Source organism: Enterobacter sp. H2G27, from assembly GCF_054403075.1.
Map to the genome: position 1 here is coordinate 384,996 of NZ_JBSVSI010000001.1, position 17,430 is coordinate 402,425.

Genomic DNA, 17,430 nt, shown 5'->3' on the forward strand with positions numbered 1-17,430 from the left:
TTTATTTATTTGGTTTTTGGCGGGATATTTATAGATAAAAATGGCTTATATAAAGTGTTTTTATCTAATTTATAAGGATTGTAAAGGATTATTTATTTTCATAAGCACCCGGCAGAACGCCGGGCGCGACGCGCATTAACCCGCTTTGCTGATGATTTTGATTTCGACCATGCCAATTCCGATCTCGCGCGGTGAGTGCCCAAGGATATTTCCCTCATTCGTGGACTGCGGGTCCGGCGGCACGATCACCAGGGTATTGCTGCGAGAAGGATTCTCAAAATGCAGCGTTTGTGTGCTCACGTCGTATCCAAGCGTTAACGTCTGCTCCCGATCCCCCACGCGCACGGGTACGGGCTTGTTAGCATTGGGGCCATACGCTCTGGCGGTGATCACCAGGTCGAACTGTTCCGGCAGCGGATGGGCGTATTCAATTTTCACCTCATTGCCCAACTGCGCGTTGGACCAGCGCCCCCAGGACTCCGGACGCGAGATGCCGCTAAACTGCTTCACTTCTTCCGGTGCGCCGGCCACGTTAAAGATAAAGCTATCCGCTTTGTAGCGAATATCGTTATCGCTGATTTTCAGCATGTCGATGTTGTGCTGATAGCGCGCGGTATCAATCACCGTATCGTTGAACGCGGTTTTGCCCTTCCACTGCGCCTTATCAACGTGCTGCACGGTTTGCTCCCCGCCGAGCTGACCCTGAGAGACGCACCAGTCGGTAGAAAGCGCCAGCGGCTGCGACCAGAGCTGGCCCATTTTGTAGCATCGGTCGACCCAGACAAAATTATCGCGTGGCGCGAAATCGGCCAGCTGATAGCGCAGCGGCGCGGAATATTCGCTTTCCGGCAGCGGCTCAACGCGCCCTTCCGACACGCGCACCAGCAGCGGCAGACGGAAGCTGCTGCCCGAGAAGGCAATCGTGTTTTTATCCCGATCGACGGTGAAGTCCTTCATCTCTTTCGGGAAGTTCCACAGGCGGATAATGTCTGGCTTCCAGGCGAGGATTTTATCCTTCATGTTGAGGAACACTTCCGACAGGGACTGCCCCGACAGCGTGCTGCGGCCAAGGCCAATAAAGTTGTCGCCGCCCAGAATGTCCAGCACGGTTGCGCCGTTATCCATGGAGTTGCGTTTGGTGGCAATGACCTCCCGCTGCGGCTGGTCGCCGCGCAGGACGAAGAACAGGTTGCTGCGATCCTGCTTATTGAGCTGATTCCATGCGCTGTTTTTCATCGCCAGATGGTCAGACGAGACGACGATGACGGTGTTTTTAAAATATGGCGAGGCTTTGATTTTCTCGACCAGCGCGGCAATGTGTTCCTGGCTACAGGTGACGGCGCTGAAAGACTTGTTGTTTTTGCCGTCCACGTCATAGCTTTTGCGTTTGCAGCTGCGCGAGACGAATCCGTCCGGATGGTGTGTGTCCACCGTCAGCGCAAAGAGGGAGAAACGCTTGCCCGTGCGGGACAGCTCCTCGAATTTCTTCCAGGTTTCGTCGAGTACCGTATCGTCATAGAAGCCCCAGTCGTTGCGGTAGCTCGGATCGGCAACCGTCGTTTTTAACTCCTCTGAGCCATACAGGTGATCAAAACCGTGGGATTTCAGGAACACATCTTTTCCGGCGAAGCGCAGGTTTGCCCCCTGCACAAAATAGTTTTCGTAGCCGGAGTTTTTCAGGATATCGCCGAGGCAAATATTCTGCGGGAAGAAGGTCGACATGGAGGCTGAGGCGTTACCTTCAAAAGGCGCGAACAGCGGAATACCGCACTGGGAGGCAACCATCCCGGCAATCGTATAATCCGTTCCGGGCAGCTGCATGGTGTGGCTGAAATCGAGCCCTTCATTTTTCAGCGCACCCAGATCCGGCGTCAGCTCCGGGAATGCATCGTTATCAAAGTACGTGCGTTCCAGGCTTTCACCGTAGATATAGACCAGGTTGAGCTTCGGGTTGGCGATCGTTTTCGACGGTTCTTTGTAGTAAGCCACGAAATCCGGATCGCCGTCGCGCGACTGGGATTTCACCAGCTCGGTGATCTGATGGAACGCCGGGCTGGCGTCGACGGAGGCCAGCGCCAGGAAAAGCGCCAGCAGGCTATAGCCATGATGGTGTGGAAGGTGGCGGCGGCGGCGCAGCACCCAGGCCAGCGCGCCAAATATCGTCACCAGCGCGACGATAAGGCCGAGCCCCGGCAGAATGTACTTGCCCACACCCGCGCCCGTCAGGCTGTTCGTCAGCGTGTAGAGTACCGCATCGTTAATACCGTCACCGGTAAAGTAATCGCTGGCGTATAAGGTAATGTTTAAAATAATAAAAATGCCGAGCACCACCAGCGTGGCGATAAACCACCAGGTATGACGGCCTGCTTTCCAGGCGTAAACGCCGACGGAAGCCAGAAAAAGGATAAGAGACATGAATTCAGACAACAGCATATCCTCGTGACGCCAGATAATTTGCTGGCTAACTGTTTATTTTTTGGGTCATACAATGTAATTGCGATGTCGTTAAGCTGCAATTTTAGTGTCACGAAAGTGTGCTGTTGTTAGGATTTGGTTTAGAAAATCGTTTTTATGAAGACGTGCACATCCTGACAAACGGACGCTGAGGCGGTGGCAGGTGGGGAAAACGCTCATTTAGCGCCGCGCTGCAAGACTATCGCATTAAACGCGGCGTGTTGTGGCAGAAAATGGGGTGGATCAGGAGATGAAATTAACGCCTTGTTTCAGCACCAGATCGCAGGCTTTGGTTTTCACCTGTTTTGCCAGAGAAGAGTTGCCGAGGGTGCTCAGATTCAGCTGCTGCCCGTTTTGTGCGTTAAGCAGGCCCTGAATGCCGTCCATATAGTTGGTGTCCGCTTTTTGCTCCTGGGTATCCAGACCCAGTTTACCAAGCACCTGGTTTTTCACGTTTTGCGCGTCGGTCACGGAGGCCAGCTTTTGCTTCGCGCAATATTCAAGAATCCCCGCCGCGTTGTTCATCGTGCCCGCGCTAAGGCTCTGGGAGCTGTTGCCCAGCAGGCTGGTAAGAGAAGAGGCGGAGAGTCCACCCTGAGAGCTGCTGCTCTCTTTGGTCAGCTCATTTGCTGCGCTTGACAGGGACTCCTGCCAGGACGCCGCTTGCGCTGCACCGGTCACCAGCAGCGCGCCTAAAAAGGTGCTGATTAGAATCTGTTTTTTCATTATGGCTCTCTCAAAAAGGTCCGTTTTGGGCCAAGGGGTTCCAGTATATACCTATGCCCTGTCGGCGATTCCTGGAACTGTCTTAATACTCTTTGCCGGTAACGCGGCTGCGGTAACTTTCCCAGTCGAAGATGACATAAAGACTGTTACCCAGCTTCATGCGGTCCATAACGCGTTCCCCCAGCAGGCGGGTCATCTCGTCGATGTTGTGGTTCGTCAGCATGCCGGTAGGGCGTTTGGACGAGGAGCGGCGATCGACAATCTGGTTGATGATCACTTTTTCATAGCGGGATTCCGTCTGAACGCCAATCTCGTCGATGACCAGTAAATCGACATTGCTTAAATCATTAAGTAATTGCTCTTCGCTGGTTTCGCGGTTGCTGAAGGTGTCTTTCATCGCGGACATGATATCGGCCACGGTGATGATAAGAACCGATTTACCCCGCAGAAGCAGCTCGTTGCAGATGGCGGCTGCCAGGTGGTTTTTTCCGGTGCCCGGCTTGCCGCTAAAGATGAAGCTGGCGATATTGCCGTCGAATTCATCCACGTACTGACGGGCGGCGGCAAGGGCGTTCATCTGCCCGTTGGTCTCAATTTTATAGTTATCGAACGAGCAGTTCTGGTGCAGAGGGCGGATACCGGAACGGTTAAAGGTGCGCTGCATTTTCATCGCCCGATTTTCGCGGGCAAGCGCGGCGGCGCGGATCTTGCCTTGCTCTTTTTGCCACGCCAGCAGCTCTTCACCGGTGGTGAAAGCAGGCTTCACGTTGGCAGGCATCATTTTTTGCAGACGTTTCATCAGGTCGCCGACGTTCTTCATTTCGCACCTCGGAATCCGCTGGGGATCTGTTTATCCGGTTCGGAAAACGCGTTGATGTCGCGTTTGGGCTGGCCGTTGTTGCCGGCGCGGGTAATTTGAAGATGACGCGCGAGCTTTTGCTGCCACTGAATATGGGTGAAGACTTTACCTTCCGCCTGCCACCAGGCAGTAAACGCGGCAAGCTCTTCCGCGGTGGCCGGTTGGGTTAACGCAATCCCCCACAGCGCGGCCTGCCGCTGAAAATCCGCATCCGGCTGCCAGCCCGTGTAAAGAGCAAATTTTCCCATTGGAACGGTCACGGGAACGTTGACTGGCTCATCAAAGAACTGGTTGTCCAGCGTGACATCGCTCGCCGGGCGTGACAGTTGCGCTTCAATCTCCAAAAGCTGTGCCAGACGTTCCGGTGTGATTGCGTAAAACGCCGGCGCGTTGTCGGCAAAAACGGCAACCGTGCCGCCTTCAGCGTGGGTCAACACACCGCGTGGGTCGCGCATAAAGGCATCAATGCCAGCAATGCTGGTGGTCAGAATTCTGGAGGACATAACGCTTACTCTACTGATTACTACGGGCGTGATATGGGCTTATGGTAGCACAGAGAGGGGAAAGGGAAGGAGGGGATTTCCCCGGTAGCGCTGCGCTTACCGGGGCTACAGTCGTAGGCAGAATAAGCGCAGCGCTATCAGGCAGTTATCACGCAATGATGTTCAGCGTGACGTCGATGTTGCCGCGGGTCGCGTTAGAGTACGGGCAAACAATGTGTGCCGCATCGACCAGCTTTTTAGCTTCCGCCGGATCCATACCTTCAACATGGATGTTCAGCTTTGCTTCGATACCAAAACCGGTTGGCAGCGGGCCAATCCCCACTTCGCCTTCAATATAGGCATCTTTTGGCAGGGTGAATTTGTCGCGTGCGGCCACGAACTTCATCGCGCCCAGGAAGCAGGCAGAGTAGCCCGCAGCAAACAGCTGCTCAGGGTTAGTCACTTCTCCGCCCATGCCGCCCATCTCTTTTGGCACACCCAGTTTGACGTCCAGTACGCCATCGGAGGAGGTGGCACGGCCGTCACGGCCACCGGTGGCTTTTGCTTTGGCGGTATAAACAACTTTTTCTAAAGACATGGCAGGTTCCTCATCTTGTTTTGATATGTGCTATTAAATAGCGTGCGATATATGTGGGTAAATAATAACGCGTAAAGTATAGCGTTACGCGCGGTGTAGCTGTTGTCGCAAAAGTTCGAGCTGCTGTTTGAGCGCCAGCAGGGTGTCAGTATCACACTGCGCTGCGCAACCAACCGCATCGGGAATACCCAATGCCTGCTGCTGGAGCTCACGTCCCGCTTCACTCAGGGTGACGGCGACCTGACGTTCGTCTTTACGCGAACGGTGACGGTTGATTAGGCCGGCACTTTCCAGCCGCTTCAACAGCGGCGTCAGCGTCGCAGAGTCCAGAAACAGCCGTTCGCCGATGTCCGACACCGTTATGTCATCCTGCTCCCACAGCACCAGCATCACCAGATATTGCGGGTAAGTCAGGTTCAGCGGTGCCAGCAGCTGCCGGTACAGCTTATTAAGCGCCAGATTTGCCGAATAGAGAGCAAAGCAGAGCTGGTTATCCAGCTTGAGCGCAGCGGTTGCGTCGTTCGTTTTCGCGTTCATGAGATGAATATAGATAGTGTGCAATTTAATTGCAAGCAATTTTATGGGCAGGTGTAACGGAGCGCTACCTGAACGGCCATTTTGCGGTAGTGCTCGCGCTGAGCCTGTTCGTCTGCGCCATCTTCAAACAACAGCGTAAAGGTGTAGCTGTTGGCAACGTAGTGAAAGCTGAAGCTGCTTATCAGGCGGTGAAGATCTCGGGCGTCAACGGTCTGGCTGAATAGCTGTTTTTCTTTGCCCCGGAGCAGGATGCCCTCCAGCAGGTCGAGCGCGCTACGGTTGACTTGGCGAAGATAGTTCGACTGCTGCATAAAGCGGCCGCGCTGCATGTTTTCCATGCAGATAATCCGGATGTAATCCGGATGGTCGGCATGATAGTCAAAGGTAGCTTCAACCAGATTGACCAGCGCTTCGACGGGAGGCATTCCCGCCAGGCTAAGTGCTTTTTCACTGGCGCGAATCTGAGTGTAAACATGTTCCAGAACCAGGAGATAGAGGTTCTCTTTATTCTTAAAATGGTAAACCACCATGCGTTTGGTCGTACCCGCTTTCTCCGCGATCTGCTCCATGCGGGCACCGTTCAATCCATACTCGGCAAAAAGCGCGATGGCGCTCTGAAAGATTTTCTCTTTCAGGCTAGATTCTTCGCTGTGCTCGGGGTGTTCGCTGTCAGGGTTAGCCACATCCTTTCCTTATTTTCACCAAACGGACCAGAAGGATTATCTCCACGGCAGCGAAATAACACAAATATCAAACGCGTGGGCGTTTGCGGTACAGCCACAGCCCGGGGATCGACAGCCCGATAGAGAGCGCGCCAACGATGGACGACGCCTTAAGAAAGTTGCTCAGAAGAAGGATCATCTGAGGTTCGGTGTAGCCAAAATGGCTGATTTTCACCGCGGAAATCATCGCTGTGTACGCAGATATGCCCGGGAACATCGGGATAACGGCGGCGACGGTGAACACTTTGGGATGCGCCAGATACCAGCGCGACCACTGGATGCCGATACTGCCAACCAGCATGGAAGCCATAAATGTTGACCATTCGATGTTAAAACCCGCCGTCATCATCACCATTCGCGAGCCATGGCCAATCGCGCCCAGCAGGGCACACCATGGCAACGCGCGTTGCGGAACGTTAAATACCATCGCAAAGCCGACGGCAGGAATGGCGGCCAGAAGCATGTCCTGTGCCAGCGCCAGCAGAAAATCTATCACGCCCATCCGCGTAACCCCCAGAGTGTCATGGCCATGACCACGCCGATGCAGGTCGCCAGCGTCAGCAGGCTGGCAATAGCCCAGCGTGCCAGACCTGTATTGATGTGCCCTTTAAACATGTCGGCGACGGCGTTTATCAACGGAAAGCCCGGGACCAACAGAAGCACGCTGGCGGCCATAGCAATCGTCGGGGTGCTGGCAAACTGCGGCAGGCGCAGCAGCAGACCGGAAACCGTGGTGGCGACAAACGCGGTAATACAGAAGTTAATTTGCGGATGCAGCTGTCGGTGCGTCAGCAGCTGGCGAACATACATGGCGATGCTGCTGGCGAAAAAGGTGACGATCGCACCGTCCCAGCCGCCTTTATTGAGCTTACAAAAGCAGGCGCACGACAGCCCTACCATCAACACGACAAGCCAGCGCGGATAACGTAATGGCTTAATTTGGCTGAACCTTTTTTCAATCTCCCGAAGTTCGAGAAGCTTATGTTCAGCAAGGATGACGATGTGCTGCACTTCGGTCACGACGTGCATGTTAATGCCACGGTCATGGTTTTTGCGGGTGGAGGTCAGGCACTGACCATCTTTGATCGTGGTCAGCACAATGGCGTTGGATGAAATAGCGCTTTCAACGCTATCCATACCCAGCGCCAGTCCCAGTCGGGTGGAAAGCTCCTCAACCAGCGCGCTTTCCGCGCCATGCTGGAGCAGAAAAAGACCGCACTGGATACATAGCCGCGTGATAGCACGCTGCGTTGACCGATCTGCCTGCATGTATTGTCCTGAAAAAGGGTGAAAGTTGCCGGTTGGCCCATAGCAATTATTTTTAACACAAAGTGCAGTGTCTCTTGCTGTGGGCCAGATCAAGGTTTATGCAAACACTTGCTGCCCCTTAGTGCGGAAGAGGTTGGGATTAATTTATCATTTTCATGAATAATTAATATTGAAAGATAAGTTATTTATATTTAGTTATTCTAATTTTATATTGTAGTTATTTTAATGGCACTGCAATTAAATTTTATTTCGCTTTGTGAGATATTAGTGCTGTTTAGGCATTTCTTATACTAAGAATACATCTCATCTTCTACTTGTATTAACCTGCATTACACTCAGGGACAAAAATACTCATACGTTGATGCGTTTTAACGTTACTCATCAAATGAAGAATGGACACGGAGGGTCTATGTTGTCTTTGCACGGTAAGCATAGCGTTATCATCAGCCGGATACCTGTGATGCAAAACGGGTTAGGGGGCGTGATGACTCGCCATTTCCCCGATTTTGAATTGACCTATTGCAACTCATTGCAGGAGTTAACGCTGCTCCAGCTACGCCGCGCTGACGTTATCATTGCCGACATTTCAGGCGAATACTGGAATCCTCGAGGGGCGCTTGAAGAGTATTTCAGTTTATTGAATCAATACCGGAATATTCACTGGATCTTTTTAGTTTCGCGGCCACTTAACCCTATTGCCGTTGAGTTACTTGTGCGCCCTGAAAGTACGTTGCTTTCTGATATGGAACCCATTGAAGGCCTGGTTAACGCTGTACGGGCAGGTCGCGAACGCGCAGAGCGAGTAAGCCAGATGTTGTTAACCCCGGAACCTCTAAGTTCAGAGGAGGAAAACGAACATGTTATCGCACTCACGCACTCCGAACGCAAGGTATTGAGACTGTTAGGTAAAGGATGGGGGATCAACCAAATCGCCACATTGCTCAAGAAGAGCAATAAAACCATCAGTGCGCAGAAAAACAGTGCGATGCGACGACTTTCATTACGCAGTAACGCCGATATGTACGCCTGGATAAACAGTACACAGGGAATGCGAGAGCTGAGTTTGATGTCAGCCTATGGAGAGTTCGAAGAATGGAAAAAACCGATTCAACAAGCCATATTGCCATCGTCGAAAATTGCACGATGAGTGCTGTTGGGCTACAGCATCTTTTTGCGATGCCCGGCCTGAATCATTACCAACTGCATCTGTTTAGTGAATTTGACAGCTTTAAGAAAGCACTTCAGCACGTCAATTTTTTCTCGCTGATCTATTCATATTCCGATGCGCGGGAAGAGCGTCGTAGCTGCCTGGCGCACCTGCGGGATTTTGCGTTTACGCATGGTCATATCCAGCGCATCATCCTGGTCGCTGACGAGATGGAAGCAAGATTAATTAGCTATCTTTCCCCGTCACGCCTTCACGGTGTGGTTAGTAAATCGCTGACGCTTGAGCTCCTGCAGAAGGAACTCATGGTGTTGTTGAGTGAAACCTTGTGTATCAATGACAATATGATGAATCACTGGTACCGGAGTCAAAGCAGAATGTTAAGCCCAACGGAAAGGGCAATATTGCGTTATATGTCTTGCGGGTATTCCATTCCTCAAATCGCGGCACGGCTTGAACGCAATATTAAGACCATCCGGGCGCATAAGTTTAATGCGATGGTGAAGCTGGGGGTGAACTCTGACGTAGGGTTGCTCGATGCGGCAGATATTATTACCCACCTTTCGGCAAGAGAACCGCGAAGTCCGACGCTTAGCAAGCCGACCTTTTTATAACCTGCCTGTTGCGCGCCAGACAGGCTCTGGCGCATCAATCAGATGCAAACATCCACCCATTTTGCGGAAGTCAGCTCTGCCATTCTGTCAGGTGAGATACGCACAGCGCTGTGAATTGCGCCTGCGGCGGGCAGCACTTCGGCGTACTGCTTTAACGAGACATCGCAGTAAACCGCGAGCGGGTTTTCCAGGCCGAACGGGCACACGCCCCCAACGGGGTGACCGGTTATGGTCACCACTTCATCACTGCTGAGCATGCGCGCTTTTGCACCAAAGGTGTCTTTCAGCTTTTTGTTATCCAGACGCGCATCGCCTTTCGCTACCACCAGAATCACCTCATTTTTCACCTTTAGTGACAAGGTCTTGGCGATTTGTCCCGGTTCCACACGGTGGGCGGCAGCAGCCAACGCAACGGTAGCGGTACTCTGGCTAAGTTCAATGACGTCTATATCCGGCGCGTTGTCGGCAAAAAACTGCTGTACAGACTGCAAACTCATTGTTTCCTCCTGACAAATATCCTGCGTAATCTGTCATAAGAATTTATGCTCTGTAAATATCTCTTCAGTAACAAATATACCGAACGGCTGATTTCTGGATCCTCTTCACAATCACGGAAACCGGTTACAGTAACCGGTTGCAGAGCGTGATGCGTCGATTAATACTGAGTACGTAACGTCCCCTGTATCTAATAATAAGAGCAAATTATGAAACCATTCCGTCTTAGCAGTACTACTGGTACACAAGCCAGCAAGGTTGTGAAGGTGATTTATGGAACAACGTGCGGCGCAAATGTGCCCGTAACAAACGTCTGACAGGAGATCTGCCATGTCTGCCAACCATGCTGCGTTTAACCTGATATTCCGTTTTGTTGAAAATTACGTCAGCCCGATTGCCGGGCGGATCTCTTCCCAGCGTCATGTGATGGCCATTCGTGATGGGTTCATCTCCGCGATGCCATTCATGATTGTGGGTTCATTTTTGTTAGTGTTCGCATACCCGCCATTTTCGCCTGATACCACCTGGAGTTTCGCCCGCGCCTGGCTGGATATGGCGAAGCAGTTTGAAGGTCAGATCCTGACGCCGTTTGATATGACGATGGGCATTATGTCCATTTATATCTGTGCGGCCATTGCCTATAACCTTGGCAAACACTATGTCAAATCGCACCAGCTAGACCCGTTTATGTGCGCCATGCTGTCGCTGATGGCATTTCTGCTGGTCGCGGCACCGAAAACCAAAGGCACGCTGCCTGTCGACAGCCTGGGTGGAACGGGGATTTTTACCGCGATTCTGGTGGCGATCTACTGCGTTGAGATGATGCGTTTCCTCAAGGCGCACAACATCGGTATTCGCCTGCCAGACCAGGTACCTCCGATGATCAAAAACTCTTTTGATCTGCTCATCCCTGTGCTGGTGGTGGTCTTGATGCTTTACCCTCTGAGCCTGGTCATTCAGTCTCAGTTCGGCATGCTGATCCCGCAGGCCATTATGTCGGTCTTTAAACCTCTTGTTTCCGCAGCGGATTCCCTGCCTGCGATCCTGCTGGCCGTGTTGATTGGTCATCTGCTGTGGTTCGCCGGGATCCACGGAGCCGCCATCGTCTCCGGGATGCTTCAGATGTTCTGGCTCACGAACCTCGGCGCGAACCAGACCGCTCTGGCCGCCAGCCAGCCTCTGCCGCATATTTTTATGGAGGCGTTCTGGACGTTCTTTATCGTGATTGGCGGGTCGGGCGCCACGATGGGGCTGGTGATTTGCTATCTGCGTAGCCGTTCAGCGCATTTACGCTCTATCGGTCGTTTGAGCGTGGTACCCAGCTTCTTTAACATCAATGAACCTGTCATTTTCGGTACGCCGATTGTGATGAACCCGGTGTTCTTTATTCCGTTCCTGCTGGCACCGATGGTAAATGCCGTGCTGGCCTGGGCGGCGATGACGTTTGACCTGATTGGACGCGTCATCTCAGTAGTCCCCTGGACAGCACCGGCGCCAATAGGTGCAGCGTGGGCTCTGGGCTGGGATTTCCGCGCGGCTATTCTGGTTGTGGTTCTTGCCTGCGTATCGGCAATCATCTATTTCCCGTTCTTCAAAGTATACGAGAAACAGCTGCTGGAGCAGGAAGCGGAAGAAGCGCAGCGTAACGCGGAAGAGGACAATCAGCAGGTGGCATAGGTAAAAACAAAACGGCAACGCATGTTGCCGTTTTTAGTGTTTATTCCCTCTCCTTGTGTGAGAGGGTTTAGGCCGGGCCCGGTTTTGTAGGCCCGGTAAGCAAAGCGCCACCGGGCAATTCACTGCTCTACTTCAGCGTGCAGTCCCCACACTGCTTAACGTCCGGCAGGCGATAGCGCTGGCAGCAGGTGCGGCGAACCAGAAGCCCATCACGGAGCACGACGGTGCGGAATAGCGGGTTGTCACGGCCATCGGAAAGCTGTTTTGCAAAGAAACAGGACTGACGCAGGGCATCAACGTTCTCATCACCAAGCAGAGGCTTCATTTCCGTTAAATACCAGTGGATTAAATAGCCCGTATTGCTCCAGATAAGCTTTGCATTAATCTCTCCCGTCGCTTCAAGCACTTCCACCACCGGGATCAGGGCCTGGATGATAAGCTGCTCCATACGTTCCTGAGCCGTCAGGCGTTCAGCGTTCTGGTCTTCGTGGAGATCAATCCAGAAACAGGCCGCACGCCCGGTTTCGTGGAACTCGACGTGGAAATTATCCGGCGAGAGTTCCAGCATGCTCTTCTGGGTTAACAGCGCCAGCATGAGGGGGGGCACCATCAGCCCGATATACCACTGCGCCCATAGAGAGAGCAGGGGTTTATTTTCCCGCGTAAGGGTGGGCTGATTGCGATAGATATGGTCGGAATAGGTAGCCAGCAGAGACTGTAGTTTTGTCGGGTGACGCCACTCTGAGAGCGTCATGGCGTGATTCGGGTGCGCTTCATCAAGCCGGATGAAGTCCAGCAGGTGGGCGCGCGTCTCCGCAATCTTATCCCGTATGGCATCCGCAAGCGAAACATTCCCGCTGGTGAGGGGCGCTCGCCAGAGGAGTGGTTCGACGATGTGTGCGGTATGCGTAGCCATAGTATAGATAGAAATCTAAATGATAATGATTGCCAATCCTAACTATTGCTTATACCAATGGCAAGACTTTTGTCCGGGTGACATCGTCGTGATGTTTAAGCCGTCTGCAGCTCTTCACTCAGCAGAATGTTATTGCGCCCCATATGCTTGGCTTCATAGAGGGCTTTGTCCGCTTTTTCCAGCGCGCCTTCTACGTCTTCATCCTCGAAAATGGCAATACCAATGCTGATGGTGACGTTTGTCGCTACGCTCTCGTTAAACAGATGCGGGATTTTCAAATCGTAGACTTTCTGACGGATCCGCTCGGCCGTCTGGCGAGCATGTTCGAGAGAAATATTCGTCAACAGCACCATAAACTCTTCCCCGCCAAAACGCGCCACAATATCGCGAGAACGCACGGCGTCGCGGATTGCCGCAGAGACACGCTTCAGCGCCTGGTCGCCCATCATGTGGCCATAATGGTCGTTATAGGCTTTGAAGTGATCGATATCCATCAGCAGGACAAAATGCTCGCCATTTTCAACCGTCGGCAGATTCTCCAGACGGCTTTGCAGACCGCGACGATTATAAAGCCCGGTAAGCGGGTCCATCATGCTGAGATCGGTAAGGGTTTCTCGCTCTTCCAGAAGACGTGAGAGCAGCTCCTGAGCAAAACGGTCGTTACGTGTTTGCAAAATGTTATGAATAGCAATTGCCACCACAGGAAGTGCGAAAGAATAGGTCATTCTCAGCCATATATCGTGATCGCTTAACCACAGGCAGACAATAAACGTAGGCAGTGAGTGCAGCGTAAAGGCTTTGATATTACTGGCGAATGCCAGCGTTCCGATAAAAAGCACCGTTAATAGGGCGATTAACAAATACGTCGCGTGATCGTGGGTAATTAAGGCGAATTTAGACACAATTTGCCAGGCCCACAAAATACCGAATATCCCTGAAACAAAAGGAATATTTATCTTCCGCGCGCGCTTTCTCCAGTGCCAGACGAACAGGCCGGTGCTGATGGAGAAAATAGCAATAAGTGGGGCTGATAACAGGCGTACAGAATTGAGCGGATTTGTTACCGAGAACACTGCCGAGGTTGCGTTCAGAAATAAAAATAAACGTAACGACAATTGATATTTTCTGTGAACCAAAGACCGCCAGGATTGTGATGTCATAGTCGTGCGTTTTTATTAAAATTTAATTAAAACAAATAAGTAGGTGCTGTATCGCAATAAAATATGAAAAAAACTCAAAGAGTAATTATCAGAAAATCTTTAGATGTTGTTAACAGGTGTGCAATTTATCACCTTAGGCATTTCCTGTCATTACGGGAAAGGTAAAGGACGATGGATTTTGATTCATTCAGCTGACAAATGATAATTCGTGTCATATGATATTGGTTATCATTATCGTTCCGAGAGGGCAGAGCATGTTGAACAGGGCGCTTGGCAGTGGTTGGGGGGTATTGCTACCGGGAGCCATTCTCGGCGGGTTGACGTTTGCCGATCTCTCCCTTGATACATGGAAAGCGATCATTGTGTCAGGACTGTTAGTCACGTCAGGCATGATCTGGCATAAGCAATTGCGCCACTTTGTTTTACTACCATCATGTGTAGCACTGGTCAGTGGAATTCTGGTGATACTGATGAGCTTGAAATAACAGGGAAAAGAAGAGGAACTACAGAAGGGATGTAAGATATTGGTGCGAGGGGGGGGACTCGAACCCCCACATCCTAAGGACACTAACACCTGAAGCTAGCGCGTCTACCAATTCCGCCACCTTCGCACAGTCATCTTACTATTGTTGATATCGCCTCGTTGGTGCGAGGGGGGGGACTCGAACCCCCACATCCGTAAGGACACTAACACCTGAAGCTAGCGCGTCTACCAATTCCGCCACCTTCGCCCAGTGCGAGCAATATCATTGTGATTTATGGTGCGAGGGGGGGGACTCGAACCCCCACATCCGTAAGGACACTAACACCTGAAGCTAGCGCGTCTACCAATTCCGCCACCTTCGCATACCATCGATACTGTAAAAGTATCGTAACCACGGAGGCGCATTCTAGATGTTTTCAGCTTTACGTCAACAGAAAAGTGCGCGCGACGCCTTGATTGCTGCAAAAATGGCCGATGCAGGCGCCATGCGGAGCCGGATGGTGCTTGCACTTATCCGGCCTGCATGAGTGGAGATTACTTTTTGGCCTGACGCGTCATCACGGTACGGTAGACCTTAAAGCGGCCGGTCTGGGCGATCACTTCGTGGAAACCGAAGGTTTCGTCCAGCACTTTCGGGTACGCCAGGAAGGCGTTCGCGACAATACGCAGCTCACCGCCGCTGTTGAGGTGACGGACCGCGCCACGGATCAGCGTTTGCGCGGCTTCCAGGCTGGTCTCCATGCCGTCGTGGAACGGCGGGTTAGAGATGATCATGTCGAAGCGACCGGTGACGTCGGAGAAGACGTTGCTGGCAATCACCTCGCCTTCAATACCGTTTGCGGCAAGCGTTGCGCGGCTGGCTTCTACCGCCGGAGCGCTCACGTCACACAGGGTTAAGCGCACTTTTGGTGAATGGTTGGCGAGCACGGTAGAGAGCACGCCCGCGCCGCATCCCACGTCCAGCACTTTGCCTTTGGTGTGCGGCGTCAGGGTGGAGAGCAACAGCTTGCTGCCCGTATCCAGCGCGTCGCGGCTGAACACACCCGGCAGGGTTTTGATGGTCAGGCCGTCAAGCTGGTACTCGTCCCAGTAAGCCTGGGGATCAAACGTTGTCTGTTTTTCCAGACGGCCATGGTACAGACCACAGCGGCGAGCGCTGTCGACTTTATTCAACGGCGCGTAGCCTTCCAGCATCTGTTCAGCGCTACGCACGCCGCTGCGGTTTTCACCGACCACGAAAATATCGCAGCCGACCGGCAGCAGGGAGAGCAGGTTCATCAGCTGGAACTGGGCCTCAGGTTTATTCTTCGGCCAGTAGTAGATCAGCGTATCGCAGTCGGCAATATCGCTCTGCTCTGCCACCAGGCTAAAGCGCGCGCGCTCGCCCATCTGGCGGCTCAGCACCTGCCAGTGGTGGTAGTATTGGGTATGGGCACGGCTTTCAGCACAGTCGAAACGCGCAGGCAGGTCATCCTGCATATCTCCGGCAAACAGAATACGGCTTTCTTCGAAATCATCACTGTGACGCAGCAAGACTTCACTTGCCGGGGTAAATGCAGACATGAATTGTTCCTCAATAAACTCAGGCGGGGATTATAGTAGGTAGATGGCGCACTTTCGACACATTTGCTATATTTGCGCGCCTGAGAGACAGGAGTTTTCCCTATGACATCCCGACGAGACTGGCAGTTGCAGCAGCTGGGCATTACCCAGTGGGCTTTGCGTCGCCCGACGGCGTTGCAGGGCGAAATCGCCATCTCCATCCCGGCGCACGTTCGTCTGGTGATGGTGGCGGAAGAACTGCCTGCCCTGAATGACCCCCTGATCGGTGATGTCCTTCGCAGCCTGAAGCTGACGGCCGACCAGGTTTTACCGCTGACGCCAGAGCGTGTCGCGATGCTGCCTCCTGATAGCCGCTGTAACAGCTGGCGTATCGGAGAGGCAAATGAGATCTCTCTTCAGGGGAGCCAGATCTGCTCGCCAGCGCTGGACGAACTGAAAGCCAACCCAAAAGCGCGCAGCGCGCTATGGCAACAAATCTGTGAATATGAACACGATTTCTTCCCTCACGACGCCTGACCTGTCCACAGCGTTCGCGATTGAAACACGCGCCCATGCGTTTCCATGGAGCGAAAAAACCTTCGCCAGTAATCAGGGCGAACGGTATCTGAACTACCGCCTGGACGTTGACGGCACCATGGCCGCTTTCGCGATCACGCAGGTTGTTCTTGATGAAGCGACGCTGTTTAATATCGCGGTTGATCCCGCGTTTCAGCGCCGTGGGCTGGGAAGAGAACTGCTTGAGCACCTCATCCGTGAGCTCGAAACCCGTGACGTTTTCACCCTGTGGCTGGAGGTGCGCGCGTCGAATGTCGCCGCCATCGCGCTCTATCAAAGCTTAGGCTTTAACGAGGCGACAATCCGCCGTAACTACTACCCCACCGCAGAGGGACGTGAAGACGCCATTATCATGGCTCTGCCGATTGGATAACGAATATAAGGTTGTAACGATGAAATGGGACTGGATTTTCTTTGATGCCGACGAAACGCTGTTTACGTTTGATTCGTTCGGCGGCCTGCAGCGGATGTTTCTCGACTATAGCGTGACCTTCACCGCTGAAGATTTTCAGGACTATCAGGCGGTAAATAAGCCGCTGTGGGTGGATTACCAGAACGGTGCCATCACCGCGTTACAGCTTCAGCACCAGCGCTTTGACGTCTGGGCGGAACGCTTAAAGGTCAGTCCGGGGACGCTGAACGATGCGTTCCTGAACGCGATGGCCGATATTTGTGCGCCACTGCCGGGCGCGGTTTCCCTGCTGAATGCGTTGAAAGGCAAGGTGAAACTGGGGATCATCACCAACGGTTTTACCGCCCTGCAGCAGATCCGCCTTGAGCGCACAGGCCTGCGCGATCATTTCGACGCGCTGGTGATCTCGGAAGAGGTTGGCGTGCCGAAGCCGGATCCGCGTATTTTCGACTACGCGCTGGCGCAGGCCGGAAATCCCGACCGCGATCGCGTCCTGATGGTGGGTGATACGGCGGAGTCAGATATCCTGGGCGGCATGAAGTCAGGTCTGTCGACCGTGTGGCTCAACGCGCATGGCCGCGTGAAGCCTGAAGGCATCGAGCCGACCTGGACCGTGACGTCGTTGAACGAACTGGAGCAACTCCTGTGTAAACAATGATTGCCTGCCCCCCGTTGATGGGTAAAATAGCCGCAATTTTGTATTCCATGATGCGTGGCGTGCTGCCGCGCTTATAAAAGAAGA

20 protein-coding genes and 3 tRNA genes are annotated in these 17,430 nt (G+C 52.9%); 7 read left to right on the plus strand and 16 right to left on the minus strand.

Annotated features, from left to right (window positions below; genetic code table 11):
• Nucleotides 1-135: 135 nt before the first annotated feature.
• The 9 genes from opgB to ACW9E7_RS01825 form a co-directional block, all read right to left on the minus strand.
• Nucleotides 136-2,427, minus strand: a complete 2,292-nt coding sequence (gene opgB / locus ACW9E7_RS01785) for a phosphatidylglycerol--membrane-oligosaccharide glycerophosphotransferase (RefSeq protein ID WP_458727174.1) — start codon at nucleotides 2,425-2,427, stop codon at nucleotides 136-138.
• A gap of 270 nt (nucleotides 2,428-2,697) precedes the next feature.
• Nucleotides 2,698-3,180 (minus strand): DUF2501 domain-containing protein, encoded by a 483-nt coding sequence (locus ACW9E7_RS01790; RefSeq protein ID WP_073001066.1) that lies wholly within the window; start codon nucleotides 3,178-3,180, stop codon nucleotides 2,698-2,700.
• Nucleotides 3,181-3,262: 82 nt separating this feature from the next.
• Nucleotides 3,263-4,000 (minus strand): DNA replication protein DnaC, encoded by a 738-nt coding sequence (dnaC, locus tag ACW9E7_RS01795; protein WP_014168503.1) that lies wholly within the window; start codon nucleotides 3,998-4,000, stop codon nucleotides 3,263-3,265.
• On the minus strand, nucleotides 3,997-4,542 hold the full coding sequence (gene dnaT, locus ACW9E7_RS01800; RefSeq protein WP_127729538.1) for a primosomal protein DnaT: 546 nt from the start codon (nucleotides 4,540-4,542) through the stop codon (nucleotides 3,997-3,999). Before dnaT ends, dnaC begins: the two co-directional genes overlap by 4 nt.
• A 148-nt stretch (nucleotides 4,543-4,690) precedes the next feature.
• A complete protein-coding gene (locus tag ACW9E7_RS01805) occupies nucleotides 4,691-5,119 on the minus strand; it encodes an organic hydroperoxide resistance protein (RefSeq protein WP_111964104.1) in 429 nt (142 codons plus the stop codon).
• An 84-nt stretch (nucleotides 5,120-5,203) separates the two neighbouring features.
• Nucleotides 5,204-5,656, minus strand: coding sequence for a MarR family winged helix-turn-helix transcriptional regulator (locus ACW9E7_RS01810; RefSeq protein WP_111964164.1), 453 nt, complete (start codon nucleotides 5,654-5,656; stop codon nucleotides 5,204-5,206).
• Nucleotides 5,657-5,697: 41 nt separating this feature from the next.
• Nucleotides 5,698-6,339, minus strand: a complete 642-nt coding sequence (locus tag ACW9E7_RS01815) for a TetR family transcriptional regulator (protein ID WP_223581156.1) — start codon at nucleotides 6,337-6,339, stop codon at nucleotides 5,698-5,700.
• A 67-nt stretch (nucleotides 6,340-6,406) separates the two neighbouring features.
• Nucleotides 6,407-6,880 (minus strand): threonine/serine exporter, encoded by a 474-nt coding sequence (locus ACW9E7_RS01820; protein WP_020885295.1) that lies wholly within the window; start codon nucleotides 6,878-6,880, stop codon nucleotides 6,407-6,409.
• The gene (locus ACW9E7_RS01825) at nucleotides 6,871-7,647 is read right to left on the minus strand and encodes a threonine/serine exporter family protein (protein WP_115876516.1); all 777 of its coding nucleotides are present in this window, start codon (nucleotides 7,645-7,647) and stop codon (nucleotides 6,871-6,873) included. Before ACW9E7_RS01825 ends, ACW9E7_RS01820 begins: the two co-directional genes overlap by 10 nt.
• Nucleotides 7,648-8,056: 409 nt before the next feature.
• On the opposite strand from ACW9E7_RS01825, the gene ACW9E7_RS01830 reads away from it, so the two are divergent.
• Nucleotides 8,057-8,794 (plus strand): helix-turn-helix transcriptional regulator, encoded by a 738-nt coding sequence (locus tag ACW9E7_RS01830; RefSeq protein WP_115876514.1) that lies wholly within the window; start codon nucleotides 8,057-8,059, stop codon nucleotides 8,792-8,794.
• On the plus strand, nucleotides 8,791-9,426 hold the full coding sequence (bglJ, locus tag ACW9E7_RS01835; protein WP_458728362.1) for a DNA-binding transcriptional activator BglJ: 636 nt from the start codon (nucleotides 8,791-8,793) through the stop codon (nucleotides 9,424-9,426). Before ACW9E7_RS01830 ends, bglJ begins: the two co-directional genes overlap by 4 nt.
• Nucleotides 9,427-9,464: 38 nt before the next feature.
• Here the strand turns inward: bglJ and ACW9E7_RS01840 are convergent, their stop codons facing one another.
• Complete coding sequence (locus ACW9E7_RS01840; protein ID WP_115876508.1) at nucleotides 9,465-9,923, minus strand: YbaK/EbsC family protein; 459 nt, start codon at nucleotides 9,921-9,923, stop codon at nucleotides 9,465-9,467.
• Nucleotides 9,924-10,251: 328 nt separating this feature from the next.
• Here ACW9E7_RS01840 and ACW9E7_RS01845 point away from each other — a divergent pair, with 328 nt between their 5' ends.
• Nucleotides 10,252-11,598: a PTS sugar transporter subunit IIC gene (locus ACW9E7_RS01845; protein ID WP_458727175.1), complete on the plus strand. Its 1,347-nt coding sequence runs from the start codon at nucleotides 10,252-10,254 to the stop codon at nucleotides 11,596-11,598.
• 127 nt (nucleotides 11,599-11,725) lie between these two features.
• On the opposite strand, the gene fhuF is transcribed toward ACW9E7_RS01845, so the two are convergent.
• Nucleotides 11,726-12,514 carry a siderophore-iron reductase FhuF gene (fhuF, locus tag ACW9E7_RS01850; protein ID WP_271368908.1) on the minus strand — a complete coding sequence of 263 codons (789 nt, stop codon included), beginning with the start codon at nucleotides 12,512-12,514 and terminating at the stop codon, nucleotides 11,726-11,728.
• A gap of 95 nt (nucleotides 12,515-12,609) precedes the next feature.
• Nucleotides 12,610-13,674, minus strand: coding sequence for a GGDEF domain-containing protein (locus ACW9E7_RS01855; RefSeq protein WP_458727176.1), 1,065 nt, complete (start codon nucleotides 13,672-13,674; stop codon nucleotides 12,610-12,612).
• A 215-nt stretch (nucleotides 13,675-13,889) separates the two neighbouring features.
• Between ACW9E7_RS01855 and ACW9E7_RS01860 the strand changes: the two genes are divergently transcribed.
• Nucleotides 13,890-14,159, plus strand: coding sequence for a DUF1435 domain-containing protein (locus ACW9E7_RS01860; RefSeq protein ID WP_172621901.1), 270 nt, complete (start codon nucleotides 13,890-13,892; stop codon nucleotides 14,157-14,159).
• 40 nt (nucleotides 14,160-14,199) lie between these two features.
• On the opposite strand, the gene ACW9E7_RS01865 is transcribed toward ACW9E7_RS01860, so the two are convergent.
• The 4 genes from ACW9E7_RS01865 to rsmC all read right to left on the minus strand — a co-directional run bounded on the left by ACW9E7_RS01865 (nucleotide 14,200) and on the right by rsmC (nucleotide 15,721).
• Nucleotides 14,200-14,285, minus strand: a tRNA-Leu gene (locus ACW9E7_RS01865).
• 33 nt (nucleotides 14,286-14,318) lie between these two features.
• Nucleotides 14,319-14,405: transfer RNA gene (locus tag ACW9E7_RS01870), tRNA-Leu, on the minus strand.
• Between the two features lie 28 nt (nucleotides 14,406-14,433).
• Nucleotides 14,434-14,520, minus strand: a tRNA-Leu gene (locus ACW9E7_RS01875).
• A gap of 172 nt (nucleotides 14,521-14,692) precedes the next feature.
• On the minus strand, nucleotides 14,693-15,721 hold the full coding sequence (gene rsmC / locus ACW9E7_RS01880; protein WP_458727177.1) for a 16S rRNA (guanine(1207)-N(2))-methyltransferase RsmC: 1,029 nt from the start codon (nucleotides 15,719-15,721) through the stop codon (nucleotides 14,693-14,695).
• Between the two features lie 102 nt (nucleotides 15,722-15,823).
• Here rsmC and ACW9E7_RS01885 point away from each other — a divergent pair, with 102 nt between their 5' ends.
• From ACW9E7_RS01885 to yjjG, 3 genes are read left to right on the plus strand one after another with little or no spacing between them, the layout of a single operon-like run.
• Nucleotides 15,824-16,237, plus strand: coding sequence for a DNA polymerase III subunit psi (locus tag ACW9E7_RS01885; protein ID WP_008502079.1), 414 nt, complete (start codon nucleotides 15,824-15,826; stop codon nucleotides 16,235-16,237).
• On the plus strand, nucleotides 16,206-16,649 hold the full coding sequence (gene rimI / locus ACW9E7_RS01890; RefSeq protein ID WP_111964094.1) for a ribosomal protein S18-alanine N-acetyltransferase: 444 nt from the start codon (nucleotides 16,206-16,208) through the stop codon (nucleotides 16,647-16,649). The genes ACW9E7_RS01885 and rimI overlap by 32 nt, the downstream gene beginning before the upstream one ends.
• A gap of 19 nt (nucleotides 16,650-16,668) precedes the next feature.
• Complete coding sequence (gene yjjG / locus ACW9E7_RS01895; RefSeq protein WP_023310313.1) at nucleotides 16,669-17,346, plus strand: pyrimidine 5'-nucleotidase; 678 nt, start codon at nucleotides 16,669-16,671, stop codon at nucleotides 17,344-17,346.
• Nucleotides 17,347-17,430 lie beyond the last annotated feature (84 nt).

Bases quoted from the DNA above. Each gene is read 5' to 3' on its own strand.
- ACW9E7_RS01790 (WP_073001066.1), bottom strand. From the start codon at position 3,180: ATGAAAAAACAGATTCTAATCAGCACCTTTTTAGGCGCGCTGCTGGTG.
- dnaC (WP_014168503.1), bottom strand. From the start codon at position 4,000: ATGAAGAACGTCGGCGACCTGATGAAACGTCTGCAAAAAATGATGCCT.
- dnaT (WP_127729538.1), bottom strand. From the start codon at position 4,542: ATGTCCTCCAGAATTCTGACCACCAGCATTGCTGGCATTGATGCCTTT.
- ACW9E7_RS01805 (WP_111964104.1), bottom strand. From the start codon at position 5,119: ATGTCTTTAGAAAAAGTTGTTTATACCGCCAAAGCAAAAGCCACCGGT.
- ACW9E7_RS01810 (WP_111964164.1), bottom strand. From the start codon at position 5,656: ATGAACGCGAAAACGAACGACGCAACCGCTGCGCTCAAGCTGGATAAC.
- ACW9E7_RS01820 (WP_020885295.1), bottom strand. From the start codon at position 6,880: ATGGGCGTGATAGATTTTCTGCTGGCGCTGGCACAGGACATGCTTCTG.
- ACW9E7_RS01825 (WP_115876516.1), bottom strand. From the start codon at position 7,647: ATGCAGGCAGATCGGTCAACGCAGCGTGCTATCACGCGGCTATGTATC.
- ACW9E7_RS01830 (WP_115876514.1), top strand. From the start codon at position 8,057: ATGTTGTCTTTGCACGGTAAGCATAGCGTTATCATCAGCCGGATACCT.
- bglJ (WP_458728362.1), top strand. From the start codon at position 8,791: ATGAGTGCTGTTGGGCTACAGCATCTTTTTGCGATGCCCGGCCTGAAT.
- ACW9E7_RS01840 (WP_115876508.1), bottom strand. From the start codon at position 9,923: ATGAGTTTGCAGTCTGTACAGCAGTTTTTTGCCGACAACGCGCCGGAT.
- ACW9E7_RS01845 (WP_458727175.1), top strand. From the start codon at position 10,252: ATGTCTGCCAACCATGCTGCGTTTAACCTGATATTCCGTTTTGTTGAA.
- fhuF (WP_271368908.1), bottom strand. From the start codon at position 12,514: ATGGCTACGCATACCGCACACATCGTCGAACCACTCCTCTGGCGAGCG.
- ACW9E7_RS01855 (WP_458727176.1), bottom strand. From the start codon at position 13,674: ATGACATCACAATCCTGGCGGTCTTTGGTTCACAGAAAATATCAATTG.
- ACW9E7_RS01860 (WP_172621901.1), top strand. From the start codon at position 13,890: ATGATATTGGTTATCATTATCGTTCCGAGAGGGCAGAGCATGTTGAAC.
- rsmC (WP_458727177.1), bottom strand. From the start codon at position 15,721: ATGTCTGCATTTACCCCGGCAAGTGAAGTCTTGCTGCGTCACAGTGAT.
- ACW9E7_RS01885 (WP_008502079.1), top strand. From the start codon at position 15,824: ATGACATCCCGACGAGACTGGCAGTTGCAGCAGCTGGGCATTACCCAG.
- rimI (WP_111964094.1), top strand. From the start codon at position 16,206: ATGAACACGATTTCTTCCCTCACGACGCCTGACCTGTCCACAGCGTTC.
- yjjG (WP_023310313.1), top strand. From the start codon at position 16,669: ATGAAATGGGACTGGATTTTCTTTGATGCCGACGAAACGCTGTTTACG.